The 14,185-nt window shown below is 56.9% G+C and carries 16 protein-coding genes; 1 reads left to right on the top strand and 15 read right to left on the bottom strand.

Going from position 1 to position 14,185, the window contains the following annotated elements; translation table 11 throughout:
- Positions 1-6: 6 nt before the first annotated feature.
- The 10 genes from V5F23_RS17205 to V5F23_RS17160 all read right to left on the bottom strand — a co-directional run bounded on the left by V5F23_RS17205 (position 7) and on the right by V5F23_RS17160 (position 8,638).
- Positions 7-741 carry a hypothetical protein gene (locus V5F23_RS17205; RefSeq protein ID WP_338495806.1) on the bottom strand — a complete coding sequence of 245 codons (735 nt, stop codon included), beginning with the start codon at positions 739-741 and terminating at the stop codon, positions 7-9.
- A 438-nt stretch (positions 742-1,179) separates the two neighbouring features.
- The gene (locus tag V5F23_RS17200; protein WP_338495804.1) at positions 1,180-3,933 is read right to left on the bottom strand and encodes a conjugative transfer ATPase; all 2,754 of its coding nucleotides are present in this window, start codon (positions 3,931-3,933) and stop codon (positions 1,180-1,182) included.
- Positions 3,933-4,340 (bottom strand): TIGR03751 family conjugal transfer lipoprotein, encoded by a 408-nt coding sequence (locus V5F23_RS17195; RefSeq protein WP_338495802.1) that lies wholly within the window; start codon positions 4,338-4,340, stop codon positions 3,933-3,935. Before V5F23_RS17195 ends, V5F23_RS17200 begins: the two co-directional genes overlap by 1 nt.
- Positions 4,303-5,820 (bottom strand): TIGR03752 family integrating conjugative element protein, encoded by a 1,518-nt coding sequence (locus V5F23_RS17190; RefSeq protein ID WP_338495801.1) that lies wholly within the window; start codon positions 5,818-5,820, stop codon positions 4,303-4,305. The genes V5F23_RS17195 and V5F23_RS17190 overlap by 38 nt, the downstream gene beginning before the upstream one ends.
- A complete protein-coding gene (locus tag V5F23_RS17185; RefSeq protein ID WP_338495800.1) occupies positions 5,810-6,622 on the bottom strand; it encodes a TIGR03749 family integrating conjugative element protein in 813 nt (270 codons plus the stop codon). The genes V5F23_RS17190 and V5F23_RS17185 overlap by 11 nt, the downstream gene beginning before the upstream one ends.
- On the bottom strand, positions 6,619-7,260 hold the full coding sequence (locus V5F23_RS17180; protein ID WP_338495798.1) for a TIGR03746 family integrating conjugative element protein: 642 nt from the start codon (positions 7,258-7,260) through the stop codon (positions 6,619-6,621). The genes V5F23_RS17185 and V5F23_RS17180 overlap by 4 nt, the downstream gene beginning before the upstream one ends.
- On the bottom strand, positions 7,257-7,670 hold the full coding sequence (locus V5F23_RS17175; RefSeq protein WP_338495796.1) for a TIGR03750 family conjugal transfer protein: 414 nt from the start codon (positions 7,668-7,670) through the stop codon (positions 7,257-7,259). The genes V5F23_RS17180 and V5F23_RS17175 overlap by 4 nt, the downstream gene beginning before the upstream one ends.
- Positions 7,671-7,677: 7 nt before the next feature.
- A complete protein-coding gene (locus tag V5F23_RS17170) occupies positions 7,678-8,049 on the bottom strand; it encodes a TIGR03745 family integrating conjugative element membrane protein (protein ID WP_055127985.1) in 372 nt (123 codons plus the stop codon).
- A gap of 17 nt (positions 8,050-8,066) precedes the next feature.
- Complete coding sequence (locus V5F23_RS17165) at positions 8,067-8,306, bottom strand: TIGR03758 family integrating conjugative element protein (RefSeq protein WP_214917011.1); 240 nt, start codon at positions 8,304-8,306, stop codon at positions 8,067-8,069.
- Positions 8,303-8,638, bottom strand: coding sequence for an RAQPRD family integrative conjugative element protein (locus V5F23_RS17160; protein WP_338495793.1), 336 nt, complete (start codon positions 8,636-8,638; stop codon positions 8,303-8,305). The genes V5F23_RS17165 and V5F23_RS17160 overlap by 4 nt, the downstream gene beginning before the upstream one ends.
- 290 nt (positions 8,639-8,928) lie before the next feature.
- Here V5F23_RS17160 and V5F23_RS17155 point away from each other — a divergent pair, with 290 nt between their 5' ends.
- Complete coding sequence (locus V5F23_RS17155) at positions 8,929-9,510, top strand: hypothetical protein (protein ID WP_338495792.1); 582 nt, start codon at positions 8,929-8,931, stop codon at positions 9,508-9,510.
- Between the two features lie 11 nt (positions 9,511-9,521).
- On the opposite strand, the gene V5F23_RS17150 is transcribed toward V5F23_RS17155, so the two are convergent.
- From V5F23_RS17150 to V5F23_RS17130, 5 genes are all read right to left on the bottom strand, one after another.
- Entirely contained in the window at positions 9,522-10,253 is a 732-nt protein-coding gene (locus tag V5F23_RS17150) for a TIGR03747 family integrating conjugative element membrane protein (protein WP_338495791.1), read from the bottom strand.
- A 96-nt stretch (positions 10,254-10,349) separates the two neighbouring features.
- A complete protein-coding gene (traD, locus tag V5F23_RS17145; protein WP_338495789.1) occupies positions 10,350-12,446 on the bottom strand; it encodes a type IV conjugative transfer system coupling protein TraD in 2,097 nt (698 codons plus the stop codon).
- Positions 12,447-12,455: 9 nt separating this feature from the next.
- Positions 12,456-12,932, bottom strand: a complete 477-nt coding sequence (locus V5F23_RS17140) for an integrating conjugative element protein (RefSeq protein ID WP_338495787.1) — start codon at positions 12,930-12,932, stop codon at positions 12,456-12,458.
- Positions 12,929-13,477 (bottom strand): lytic transglycosylase, encoded by a 549-nt coding sequence (locus tag V5F23_RS17135; RefSeq protein ID WP_214917023.1) that lies wholly within the window; start codon positions 13,475-13,477, stop codon positions 12,929-12,931. Before V5F23_RS17135 ends, V5F23_RS17140 begins: the two co-directional genes overlap by 4 nt.
- Complete coding sequence (locus tag V5F23_RS17130) at positions 13,459-14,178, bottom strand: TIGR03759 family integrating conjugative element protein (RefSeq protein WP_338495785.1); 720 nt, start codon at positions 14,176-14,178, stop codon at positions 13,459-13,461. Before V5F23_RS17130 ends, V5F23_RS17135 begins: the two co-directional genes overlap by 19 nt.
- Positions 14,179-14,185 lie beyond the last annotated feature (7 nt).

Genomic DNA, 14,185 nt, shown 5'->3' with positions numbered 1-14,185 from the left:
TGCGATTTATAAAAAATTCTCAAGCGTGTACGCAAGCGATAATAAGAGAATGATAGGTAGGAATCCGACAATCCATGCAAGTAATTTGGAGTTTGCATAAATTGCAACCATCCCATGGCTACTGTTGATGGATGCTCGATATGTTGCTAGGCCAATTACAAGAAAGAGTCCGAGTGTTTTATATGGGTGTTCCGCCGATAGTTCGTTGAAAAATCCGGAAAGGTCACCGTCTGAGAGCCACAAGCTGTAATCGATTCCTTTCATCAGCAAGCCTATCCATAAACTCCAAGCCGCGGTTGTCACGATGAAGTACAGAAATGAGATTCGCACGCAGCTAAAACCTAGCTTCTGGCATATTGAGACAGCACCTGTGTGGTAGCCCCAGCGCAATAATGCGATCGCATAAATGCTTAATGTAGCGGCGGATAAGGCCGTCAGTCCAACCCAGTTCTGCGTACTATGCAGATGATCCCAAATATCTCCCTGATTCACCCCATCTATAAGCCGCACGCTTTCTCTTTTACCAAGCCACTGGTACATCGAAAGAGTCGTAGACTGCCAAAGCGTTGCGACAAATATCGGCAAGGTCACCAGGCCCTTGAGTCGTGTATACATGGGGCGATCAGGTGCTTTTGAAAAATGTATGGGGCGCGCAAATATTGGAATAAACAACAGCACCGCATATCGTAGGACCGGTAGGTCTCGAAGATGCCGCCAGGATCGTAAAATAATAGTGTTCATGAATGTTACCATGGTCCTTTTTATTGAATTATCTTCATGCTGACTTCTCTTTTGTAACCTGGTAGCGCCCAGGACATCCTGTCTCTAGGTACGCTAACCGCTTTCAGTTGCAGCCTCTGGCCGCTAACCGCGGGTAACAATGGGTGGTAGCCGGGCGGGAGAGAAAATATGAGCCGGCGTAGCTTCGGTCCATCGTTAACGTATCAGATAGGAGTTATCTGCTCTGTGTTTGTAGATCGATAGCGAGCATTCGTCAACATCCGTTTCTGGACAGTAGTAGGTATGGAGTTGACGTCTGTTTCTGGCCGGTCTCTGCCTTACTTGAACGGCCAAATTTGGCCGCTGCCATGAGATCAAGCAGATCTGTGGTAGCAGGTGCAGGTAAACACGATGGACCCCGAACCTCACTTCTTACAACGAAGAGGCTGAACACAACCGCTATGTTGGTCGTATTCCTCTGACTCGGTCTATCCATTCAGCCACCCCGTAGGCCGCTTCCAGCTCTGAGCAACCGTTCTTTTGCATCACTCTCCAGCGCTCAGCTTTTTCCTCCGGCTCCGTCATCGCCAGGGCGAGATATAGACTGGGCGGTACGGCACGGAACAGCGTCTCGAGCTTCTTCGATAGCACCACCCCCTCAGTGTATTTCCCCGACTCCTTACTGGCAGATAGCAGCAAGGCCTTCTGCGCCGGCGTGAGCTTCTTGAATCGTGCGATTTCTTCAATTTCCGCCGGTGGCATGTTCAAACAAATCCACCATTCAATCATGTTGAGCATGGTCTGCGCCGCGGCAGGGAAGTCGGCAAGGTTCTGCGTGGCGAGCCAGAACCAGGCACCGAGCTTGCGCCACATCTTCGTCCCTTTGACCACGAACGGTGCCAGCAATGGATTCTTGGTAACGATATGGCCTTCGTCGGTGACCATGATGATTGGCCTCCCTAGGTACTGGTCGCGTTCGGCGAGGTTGTTCACGGTGTTCATCAGGCTGATGTAGCTGATGGACATCTGCGCCTCGTAGCCTTCGCGGGCGTAAGTGGCCAGGTCGACGATGGTTACATCGCTTTCTGGCCAAGGCGTGCCCTCGCGATCAAACAGCTCACCCTCGAAACCCTGGCAGAACAGGTCGATGGCCTCGCCCATCTCTTGGGCGCGCTCGCGCCTTTTTTCCGGTAAGTGCGGGTCGGCAGCGACGCGCAGCAAGGCGTCGCGAACGTCGTGGGTCAGCACTTGGCGATTCGCTCCGACACACGTTTGCGCTGCATCGATGATGCATTCGCGAATCAAACTGCGATCGGCTCGACTCAGGCGGGCCTCCTCCTTGGCTTCGCCACCTGTGATCATCAAGCGCGCAGTAATTTCCAATTCACCAAGAATGTCGCGTTGGTCTTCGCGACTTGCTACAGCATCATCATCCCACTCATCGATCGATAGATTGGCCACCTGATCCGGTTGCTCGACCAGGCGCCCGGCATAGGCGAAGGGGGCAAGACTGACCAACGCACCGGGTTGCAATTTGACCTTGTTGACTGAGAGGCCCAGCGTCGAAAAGTAATCGCCCTGTAAGCCGAATGAGTTGCCGGCTTCGACGATAAATAGGCGAGGGCGGTAAATGGCCATGACCTGCATCAGTAGAGTGACCAGCGTGGCCGACTTACCAGCGCCAGTTGGGCCGAACAGTAGCAAGTGACCGTTCATGGCCCGGTCCAGGCGTGACAACGGGTCGAAGCTCAACAGCGAGCCGCCGCGATTGAACAGGGTGATGCCCGGATGGCCTGTGCCTGTGCTGCGGCCCCAGACGGGCATCAGGTTCGCGAGATGTTGGACAAACATCAGGCGGGTGTACCAATTGCGCGTGTCGCGAGATGGGTTATAGGCCATTGGCAACCAGCGCAAATAGCTGTTGCAGGCGGCGACTTCATCGGCTTCCTGTACCGGTTGCAGCCCTGCCCCCAGAAGAGCGTTGGCAAGGCTGACGGAGCGCTGGTGCAACTGATGTTCGTCGTGGCCGCGTACATAGAACGCCAGCGTGCCGCGGTACAGTTTGTGCTGGCGGCCGATGATTGCGCGAGCCTCTTCAACATCTTGGCGGGTCTGGGTCGATGCCAGATTTTCGCCGATAGCTTTGCGCGCCAGCCGATTCAGTTGATCCTCAAGTACATCCTGCGGTTTGATCACCAAAGTCAGGCTCATCACCGTATCTTCGGGTAGCTGGTCGAACAGGGCATTCACTGCGTCGCCCTTGCGGGTCTCGCCGGTGAGCTGACCGATTGATGGTGCCCGCCGCAGCTTGTCCACCACCATCACGCGGTGGGGTTGACCGTCGAAAAACCAAAGTCCGTGCTGCACATCCGAGCGCGGTTCGTTGAAGAACAGTCGTTCGGCAAAGTCGTGATCGAAGGGCAGTTCTAACGACTCGCCGTCGCCCGACTCCGGATAAGCCACGCGTTGGTAGAAATCATCGGGTGCTCCATTGGTGAGCGTGGGTGCTGGATTGAACCAGCGCAATAACCATGCATAAAAACCTCGGCCATCTACGCGTGTTGATTGCACCCCGCATGCCTGCAGCGAGGCACCGATTCGTTCGCATGCTTGCTGCAGGGATTGCATCGGGGTGAGTCCTGTCTCCTCAGCTTCAGATTCCAGCCAGCGATAGACCACCAGGCGCACCCTGCGGTTATTGCCGCGCCAGGGCAGATGCGTCACTACCTTATCCTCAAACAGACCACCGGGCTTGGCTATGGCCCTTAAATGACGCCGACTGAGTTCCAGATAGGCCTCGGTGAAGACCGTGCCTCGTGCGCGGCCCTCAATGTAGTCGGTGAGCTGGGACAGATAGGGGGTGAAGTCATTGTCGTCTTGGCAGAAAAACTGCGCGACCCAAGGCGCTTGATCCAGCTCGTCAAAACTGTCCTGAAGGGCATCCTCGAGCGCATCGCGGGCTGCCATCAGCCAATCGGGCTCACGCCCTTCGGTGCCAATGGGCAGCAACTCGAACACCGCACCGACCGAGCGATTGTCATCGAGCAGAAAACACTGCTCGCTGTCGAAGTACTCGACCCACGGCAGGTGATCGGTGAAGCTGGGGTTGTGCGCATACAGAGCGGCTTCATCGGCCAAGGTGGCGCGCGGGCGCAACGGGTTGCGCCAGCCTGTCCACGTAGGAGTGCTTTTGCCCGAATCGCCGGTACTCATTACAAATCTTCCTGACGTTCACCAGGTAATGCGTACTGCACACGTTGGTAGAACGGAAAGACTGTCGAATAGCCCGGAACCGGCGCTTGCTCGGTACCGCTCAAGTGGGGGTAGACGTACAGCACCAGATCGGGATTGGGCAGACGGGGGAACAGGTTGTGGATCTCATTCGCCGCTGTACGAGTGTACGTCTCCTGGAGAGAGGCGGAGAGGTCTGTCTGGTCCAGCGGACGGCGCAACTGCTGTCGAGCATCCAGCAGTTGCTGCTGAGTACCTTGGACGCCGGTGCCGTTCCAGATGTCCAGCATGGTTTGTTCACCATGCGGCAGAACCGTTTCCTTATCGGTGGAACAGCCCGTCAAGATCCAGCTAATCAAGGTCAGGCAGAGAAACTGGATCTTTTTCATGGCGAACGCTCCGGCCCTTGGGCTCGTAGTCGATGGTGATCTCATGGTCGAGGTGCAATGCGACTTGCGCTGCCGGTGGCACGTACACGGCGGCAAAAGCCTCGCCATACAGCTTGTTGACCCACTCGCGGATGTCGCTGACGCCACCACTGAGAATTGAGCTCAGTGCGCTGTTGCCCGCGCTGTTCGTGACTCCGAGCGTGCTGCCCCCTGAGCTGATTACGCTGCTGTTGTTCCGCTCATTCCCGAGCAAGGCTGCGACACCCGCGCCGGCGGCGGTGATTAGACTCTGGCTACTGAGGTACTGCTGGGCGTTCGACCGGCGCTTGCCAGCGATACAAGGAATGCCATACGGATCGGACAGGTAGCCGAGCCCGCCACGGACCTTGTCGGTATTTGAGCTCTGGGGGGTGGAGGCATTGCGACTGACGATGGCCTGCGGCTGAGGCACCGTGCGGATGGTGCCATCGGTGAATACAAAGGTGATCGATTCAACCTGTCCACGGACACAGGACAGGGTCCAGTCACCGGATGCCGTACCACTCATCACCGCTCCTGCGACGTCCGGCAGGTCGATGCCGTTCGCAGTTAGATTCTCTGGGCCGATCAGTACCTTAAAGGGGTAAGGATCATTCACTGTGCCGTCCACTGGGACTCTGCCGATTAGCGCTGTCATGGCGACCGAGCCCATCAGTGTGGCGTTTTCGGGGATTGTGTAGACCGGCTTCGCACCTTCGGTACGATCAACGGTCCGAGTCAGGTCACGCTCGCCCTTGGTGGCTGCACGTAGCTGTTTCTGGCTGCGATCAATAGCATTGTCTTTCAAGCCTTCCAGTGAGTTGAAAGCGCTCGGCAAACTCAGCGGAGAGACGCTCTTGGTTTTGCCTCGGGCGTCGGTGGACGGAGCATCCGCGGGCTCAATCCATTGCAGGGTATCATTGGCAGCGTGCGGTCCTTCGAACTGGGCACCTTCGCCTGATTCAAACCCCAATCCGATGGGCATATCCTTGTCTTTGCTCGTCAGTCCTGACAACTGCTCCTGCAGTTGCGTCAGCAACCCACGGGCCTGTCGACTGTCTTGTTCCGCTTTGAGTTGAGCTTCGTTGGCTTGCCGGCGGCCTTCGTCGACCTGTTGGGTCACGCTACCAAGGGCGGTTTGGATACGTGAGTCGACACTGTTTTCCCGCTCACGCAGGCGGCTGTTCTCCGTTTGCAGCGAATCGTTGTGTTTCTTCAAGCCGAGCATGTCGCTGCGCATGGCCTTCACTTGACCTACCAGGGTGGCGACCGTGTCGCGCGGCGTATCGCCGGCAATGCCAAGCGACTTGGCTTGTTCGGCGGATAACTGAAGATCGCGCTCATCGAGCGGTTTCTCTTGAGAGGAACTGCCGTCATTCGCCACCCAAGTTTTCAGGATAATTAACAACACGGCTAACAGCGCAGCCGGTACCAGCCATTTGAGCAACGCGTTAGCCTTCATCGCCAATACCCCGCGCAACAGGCAGAATCAGCACGGCCTGTTCCAGGCCGGCTCCGCGGGTGACGAGGTAGGCAACCGTGGTGTCTTCCGCACTGCCAACTGGGCCGAGGAATACGTGCTGGAAAGAGGCAGCGAACAGCTTGGCTTGAAGCCGACGCGGATCGAGTTGCACTGTCTCTGATCCACGATTACGCAACTTCACGGCGGTCACCCAGTAGTCGCCAAGTCGCCAGGCGGCGATGGGGGTGCTGGACACGTTTTCGGTTGGAAGCAGCGTCGATAACTCGGTGTGCACCATGAGCGGTACGCGGCGTATGCCTGGGAGTGACTCTACGGTGCGCAGCGGCGCGTATAGGCTTTGGGCGGCGTAGCGCGTCAAAGCAACCGGGATCGGTGTAGGCTCTGGAACCGGGACGGGGCTGGAGTCAGTCTTGGCAGGCTGCGCCTGAGCATTCTTGAGGATACGCACGGGCTCCAGCGATTGATCACCAGGCGTGGCCGCGATATCCAGAAGGATGATCTCGCCTGTTGTGACCGATTGCAATTGCAGTCGGGTCGGTGCAATGGCTTCCGACGCGCGCAGGTACAGCGTGCCGCCGGTGGATTGCACGCGGAGCTTCCCCGTCAGGGCTGAGGGAACGCCAACCCGAACATCCTCATCAACGAAGATCACCCGTTCCTGATTGATCACTAGCGGGACCGCGAGAGGAAGGCGTTCCCAGCGCACCAGCTCAATGGCTTGCGCTGTCGCCCCCCATAGCATCAGCGCAACGGCTAGTCCCAGGACAGACCTACGCTTCATGGCTCACCTCCAGGCAGAGAAATCTTTTGCGGCGTACCCTGATAACAATCCAGCGCTAGCCCCCACTTGTTGCGCTCGGGATCCTGGTCAAAACGCACCACGCGTAATGGATATCGCACTACCACCCGCTTCACCGGTTCGGCGGCGTAATACTCGTCGGCATTAAGATCGAGCTTGACCAGCCAGCTGTCGCGATCGAGTTGCTTGACCCTGAGTTCCGGATCTTCGCTGTAGCCACGGCCCAGAATTTCGTAGACGCCACGCACCCGCTGACGCAACTCGCCGGCGGCTTTTCGGTATTCATAGTCGCCGTCAAGGAAGGCCTTGCAGGCGGGTGTCAGGTAGGACTGCAAGCCATAGATGGCGCGGCGATAATCCTGCTCGCCATCCGACGGCCAGCGGTTGAGTTGGCCGAAGATGTACAGGGCAAAGGCATACACATTCTCTGAGGGGATGTCCCACCACTTGCGAGTGCTGCCCGAGCGCAGATCCGGTGGTACATGCACGGTCAGATCGGTCGGCGCGGATCGCCAGCCATACCAGAGTCCAGCACAGAGCAGGGCGAGGATCATGACCGCCAGGCGCAGGCTAAAAATATGTGCCTGTTGCGCATCCACCTTGTTCCGAAAACGACTCATGGCTGCCACCGCGACAGGGCCGGGCGCAGTCGACGTGAGCGACGAACCGTCCAGGCGCCGGAGTGGAGGATCAAATTTCCACGACCCAGGCGCCAACGACTGGCGAGAATCCATTCGAGTTTGCGGTACAACCAGGTTTCGGGGCGGGCCCGCTTGGCTCGACGCAGTAGCGAGCCTCCGGCAAATAGCACCACCGCCATACAGGCAATCATGCTGGTCGGTGCCACGGCAATGGAGGCGGTGGCGATCGTCAGGGGTACGCCCAGCAGAAGGCCAATAAACGCGCCGGTGCCGAGCGCTACCCACATTTCATCGTTGGTCAATCCACGCAGTACAGCAGGATCACGATTGAGTCGCTCGGGTAGAAAGACCAGCGTACCGTCGGTAAGACGCTCGATAGTATCGTTCATCTCGACCTCACAGAATCGCTGCGGCCTTGGTCAGGAACCAGATAATGATCACCACCAGCAGGGCGCCGATACCCACCACCGCGCCCAGGTCCTTCCAGGTCTTGCGCTGATTCTGCACGTCGGCATAGACGGTGAGGGAATGCCAGGCTACGCCGAGAAAGGCCAGTAGAGCGATCAGCAGACCGAGCAGAATGCCGCCGTCGTAGGCGTAGTTTTTGATCGTATCGATCAAGCCGGAGCCTTCGCCACGCGAGGGGGCTTCCATGGTGGGAAGCTCGGCAAAAGCCAGACTCGGACCGAGTACCAGCAGCAAACCGATCAATCGCTGGCTCGCACGATCACGTAGGTTGTTTTTCAGAGGAACAAGGCACTTGAGCATGATGGAGGTCTCCTGGTTTAGGAAAGGGTGAAGAGCATCAAAATCAACAAGGCGAGTAACACGCGTGCGGCGCTGCCACCCAGCGCGCCAAAGCGAACGCTCCCTGCCGCCCATCCTCGGTAAGCGGTCCACATCACCCAGGCACACCAGAGCAGCGCCAGGACTAGAACCAGGGAGATCCACAGCGTTGAACTGCTCTGAGCAGAAAAACCGGAGGCGTTTTGGAAGGCTGCGGTCTGAGCGTCTGTCATGCTCATGGCGACGGCTCCGGAGGAGGAGAGTCGAGACGGTAATCGCCGGCCAATTCGCCGGGATCGCGAGGTTGCGCGCGGGAAGGGGAGAGATAGTCCTGCACGCCTTGGCGGATGCGTTGAATGTCATGAGAGAGACGCGGGTAGTCGAAGCGATAACGTTCGATGGGCTCAGGTGTATTTGCCGCCTGTGCCTGAGCGGCGATGCGTTCAATATTGTCAACCTGCTGTTGGATCGAAGTGAGTCGGACGTGCTCTTGGGCAGACTCTGCGTAGAGGCTTCCATGAACCGTCAGTAGAGTGAGCAAAAAGCTGATTCGGAAAAGGGCGGTCGCCATGATGTTGTCCCATTTGAGATGGGAGCATCATTCACTTCGCAGCATGGGTTAGCAGCGAGGAATACGAATCGTGCACTATCACTTTTGAGCGCTTCAAAAAACCTAATGTAGGGGCTCAAGTTCGAGCCTACATTGACTGCATATGGACTTATCGCTCGATTTTTCTGGGCGACGGATTTTCGCGTGATCGTCTGAAAATGTTCAGTATTTTGCAAACGTGACCGACATAGCTATCGAGCGCCGCGCTGATCATGGCGCATGCGGAAGATCTACGGAGCTGGAAACGGGCAATGAATATTCAACAAGCGATTCACCGATACCGAATGCGTCAAGTAGCAGGCGTCACCTTGCTGCTGGGAGGGGCGTTATTTTATCTCACCTCTTCATTGCTTTTTCTTCACCATCAGGCAGAAATGCTTGCTGGTTCGAGGATTTTTGGACATCTCGCCTGGGAGGTTCAAAATTTTATCGCCGACGTTTATCAGGCCACATCCCCTTTCATTGGCATCGTATGGAGTCACGCACCCACCCTCAGCCAGGAGGATCCTCTCAGCTATGGAAATTTGCTATTCCTTGGTTTGCCTGGGGTCATGATTATTGGTAAGCAATTACTCCTTTCTGCGAAGCATCTCAAAAGTCGGGTTCAGCGCCAACTTGAGCGACTGGAGGAGGCGCAATGGCGCAGTTCAATGCAAAGTGGAGCCGCGACCCAAATCAATGCAAATCAGATTGGTCAGATCAATTTTTATCAGCAACAGATGCCGCCAACGCCTAACAGTGATTGGTGGCAGCGGCCATGGGGAATTGTTGGTTTGTCGATAGTAGGTGGTTATATAGTTGCGGTAATGGCTAAGCTGACCGGGATGGTTTAGAAGTTCAGGTATCAAAGATATTTTTTGAAAGTCGCCGCGGTGATTGCGGTCGTAACGGCTAGCAAAGTAGCGAAGGGCAAGAAGACCGCTATTGGGTTAAGCGAGAAAGGTAGCGATAAGTACAGCACCCATGGAGTCAGGAGCATTGGTACCATCGCGCGTTTCGCGCGATGGTAGACAAAACTGCTTTCTCGCCCAGCGCCAAACTTTCGCAGGTCACGGCGCATCAATCCATCCACAAAACCGGTGAGCGCTGCCAGAAGGAACAAGGGTGTCACCAGAAGCAGAATGGTTAGGCGCACCATGAAGGTGAAGGCGGCATACATCGCCGCCAACACAAAATCTTCAACGCCTACGTAGAGCTGATTAAGCCAACTCCAGTAGCCATTCCCCTGACTCGATACGCGCGCCTGCTGAGCAAAATCTGCAAAGCCAGTCTTGACCAGCAGCCATTGATCGAGCAGGTCCAGCCATCGAATGATCGTCTGGCCGGGCTGCTGGATGATGAGTGATGATTTGAAATGCTCGCTCAACCAGCCTAGCTCGCTGGTTAGCATGGCTTGGCTGTGGCGCCAGCCTTGATCCTCCCAGAACAGCAGTAGACCCGCGAACTCGATCAGCACTGAAAACAACAACGAAGCGATCAGTACTCCGATGACGCGTAGGAAGAGCCTGATCGCCGATACAATCAGACCTGGACGCTGGATGGGCTGTGGCGGAGTGTTCTGTGTAGAGTCTGCCATCTTCACTCCATTGCATATCATTGCATCGAGGTATTCATGACGCCTTTTAAATATTCCTGGAGTCGGAACCTAGACTAGGAGGGAGCGTTACCCCACCTAATCCAGATTGAAGTCAACGGTTGGGCCACCGCCGCTCGCGCTCCACCATTCGCCCGCTTGCTGGTTGTAGGTCGCCCGCATCCGCTGAGTGAGCTCCTGCAGGTCCTTGGGCATGGCATCGTTGTTGGAAGGCTTAGGCAATGGCATACGTACCTTCCACAGCTGTCCACCTGCCTGAAAGGAGAACATCTGCCCCTTGGGCAGGCTGACGATGTGAGCTGGCTCGATCAGTGGCACGCTGGTGCTGTTGACGCGATCCTGAGAGGAAGAAGTGAAGTCCGTATTGGCTTCTGGATCGGAAGTGTCAGTGGCTCCTGATACCAAGGTTTTGGTCAGCACATTGACTTTGGGCAGCTGTTGGGTGAGCAGCTCAGCGGTAGCCGTCTCACGGACGCGAAGCATCTGTAAAGTATTGAAATTACCAATGACCTGGCCGGCCTTGGCTCGGTTGCCAATACGCGCCTCGATATCACTCAGGGTTTGGGTGTAGGCCGTCACCTGGATGCCGGCACCGCCACCCTTGTTGATCAACGGAATGAACTCATCACCCATCAACTCGTTGAACTCATCGGCGTGCAGGTTGATGGGCAGTTTCTCTGTGCTGCTGCTCTCTACGGGTAGCCCCTGATCAATGCCGTGCTTGTAGATATGCCCAGCGACCGAGACTAGATCGGCGAACATGGAATTGCCCACCGCCGCAGCAACCTCTGCATCAGTCAGCGCATCCAGACCGACATAGACGATGCCGCGTTTTCGAATGATCTGCATCCAGTCGAAGATCGGCCGCGGGTCATCCAGATCGGTGTAGTTGGGGGCCAATAGTTGAGCGGTTTTACCGGTGGTGAGTTTTTCCAGAAGAGGCAGCAGCGAAGCGACGATTTTGTCGAAGTAGGTCCGGTCATAACGCACGGCAGAGCGCAATCCGTCCAGCACCGGATCGAATACCCGTTTCGCAGCAAGGTATTGTTCGATGGCCACCACACGTTTCTCGCGTCCCACCATATGTCGCGGGGTGTTCTTCTCGTTGAGTTTGCCTTCTATTTGAACGATGACTTCCCACGCTTTTGAGTCGGTTTTAGCGAAGAATTGCTGGGCGTATTCAACGAACAGCGCGTCGATGTTGACCACATGCCGTTGGATCTGCAGATAGTCCGGCCGCCGGCCCAGCTCGATCAGGGCGCGGGCGATGATGTTGACGAAGCGCCAGGCGAATTCGCGGAAGGCTGCGGAATTACCTTCGCCGCTAAGCTGCCCGGCGATGCGCGACGCTACCTCCGAGATACGCCCGAAACGTCCTACAGCGTTGTAACGGGCCGAGATCTCCGGCCAACCCAGATGGAAGACATAGAACTCTTTCTCACGACCGGCTCGTCGAGCTTCGACGTACATACGCTTTAGCAGGTCAGCGTCGCCTTTGGGGTCGAAGACAATGACCACCTCATGTTCGACGCGGTGGATATCCTGGGTGATGTACACCTCAGCCAGTCGCGTTTTGCCGACACGGGTGGTGCCGAGTACAAGTGTATGTCCGACCCGTTCGCCTAGCGGCAGGCTGACCTCCATCTCGTCCGGCTCGACGCCATGCAGCAGCGGTGACCCGCCTACCGGTGGCAAAGGGCGCACGGGATTGAAAGCACTGTCCCAGGCCGTAACACGCCCCAGGACCGAGAGTGGAAATGGCGCATGTTCCAAACGCCGCTCGAGCCCTCGTGCAACACGGTAGCGGGTAGGTGGATCGACATAATGGGCCACGGCCGGATCTTGAGCCTCCACCAGACGTTGCGTGTGCAGGCGAGTCCAACGAAAACCGCGGCCCATGAACAGACGCTTGTGGCTGACAGGAATCTGTCGACTGGTCAGTTCATAGCGAGGTAGCCGACGGATGTTGCGACGATAGCGCAGCACGTCCCAGGCTTGGCGAAATCGCACGAGCCCGAACACCGTGTAGGCCAGCGCCGTGATTCGACCGATCTCAGGCGACAGGGCCGCGGCCCAAGGCGAGTACACGCACAACATCGCGGCCGCGATGCAGATCGCTACGGTGTACAGCTCCACCGCCGGCCGGAGTTTGGATTCCATCGCATGCTCGGCCATGGTTCGAACTCACTGTTCCAGCGAGGTGGCGGTGACCAAGACAGGGTAGTGCTGGATCTGCAAGCGAGTAGCAATGTCGTTACCGTTGACCGGCAAAATGGTGATGTCAGGAGCCGCTGCTCGGATTCGAGCGAGCGCGCTCGCATCGGCGACTTCGACGGCCAGACCAGCCGCTCCTATTGCTTGTAACTCCGCACCACGTTGGCGTAGCCAATCCAGCGACTGTGGATCATCACCCACCAGGAAGAACGGCTTCAAACCGGGCATTTCCAGCCGTCGAGACGCGACCTGGCCTGGGCTCAGTTGAGAACTTCTCACCGGCAGTATCCACGTTTCATCTGGTGGTATGGACAGGTCTGCATGAATGGCTCGATGAGATGGGACTCCTTTATTCAACTGGGCAATATCCGTTACGGCGGCCAGTTCTGCGTGGGCGAAAGGTGCCAGGAACAAGATCGAATAGCAGGCAAAAATAATTCGTTTCATGGAGATATGACCTGATCGAAGGAAACCAGCAGCCGTTCGAGTTGCTGGGAAAAACCGGCGCGATAGCGGGCGGCCGGCGCACCACCTGCCGGTCGGTGATAACGTCCGGCTGCCAATACCCAGTCACCGGTGGCAGCGTGATGCTCACGTAGCAACTCGGCGGTCACTGCGAGATTTCGGTAGGGGTCGAGGGCATCGCAGGGGCTGGCAAAACGTTGTCCGTGATAACCCAGGTTGGTTTGTCCGAGTCCAACATCGACCCGTTTGGCGTCATGGTGGGAGAGTGCCTCAAGCAAGGCCTGGCATGCCTCTGGACGTGTGGCGAAGCGGTAGGGGGTTCCAGCGATATTCAGCGTCCAGGGCCAGGGCAACAGACGGCCACGAGCGCGGATACCACTCTCCTGCAAGGTGATGGCGAACAGCACAGTAGAAGGAATGTCGGCATCTTGCGCAGCCAGTTGATAGGCCGGTGGTGGCAGCTCGTTAGCCTGAACCGTCAGCGCCGTTAGCATGAGTGCAAGACTGCTCAATTGAGACGCTGCCATTGTCCATTCACCTGTTGGAATGTGGCAGGTAATGAGCCTGACGCATCCAAACTGAACCAGTGGCCACGGTCATGATTCAGCGTGATTTGTCGGCGTTGTACTCGAGACGGGTCAATGCCTGCATGCCGCGCCCAGGTACGGATGCGTTCATCCTTACCTTGGCTGCCCACCAAGTAGATATCGAATGCAGCCTCACTGTTTTGCAGACGCTGCACTTCGGCGATACATGGCTGGCAGTTGTCTTCCACGAACAAGGCTGGACGGGACACTACCGGAGAGCTGGCAGGAGAGGCAGACGTCATGCCCTGGACAGGCAATAACCCGGGAAACAGCTTGGCCCAGGCCGCGGTATAAGCATTCTGGTAGGCCAGTTCGCGTTCAGCGCGTTTGGCCTCCAGCCTGACCTGCAACTCGGCATAGCGCTGGCGTTCCTGATCAGACTCGGCTTCGACCCCAAGTGCCGTCAATGGATCGAGATTCGGGCTCCAGAAGCCACGCGGACCCGCTAGGATCTGCTCGAAGCGTGACCACTCCTGATCTGACAATCCCCAGGTCGCAGCTTGTGCCGATCGGGAGTGCTCTAATGGAATTGATTGGGTATCACTGCTCTGTGAGTGGATTGCATTGATTTCTGCCTGCGCAGAGCCAATGGCAATCATTGACGCGAGACAGAAGCAGGTCGGCAGCAGCGCTCTGTTCATGCTGATT

Origin of the sequence: Pseudomonas sp. WP18 (assembly GCF_036689585.1) — a bacterium.
Classification (GTDB): domain Bacteria; phylum Pseudomonadota; class Gammaproteobacteria; order Pseudomonadales; family Pseudomonadaceae; genus Aquipseudomonas; species Aquipseudomonas chlororaphis_E.
This window is presented reverse-complemented; position numbering and strand designations above follow the sequence as displayed.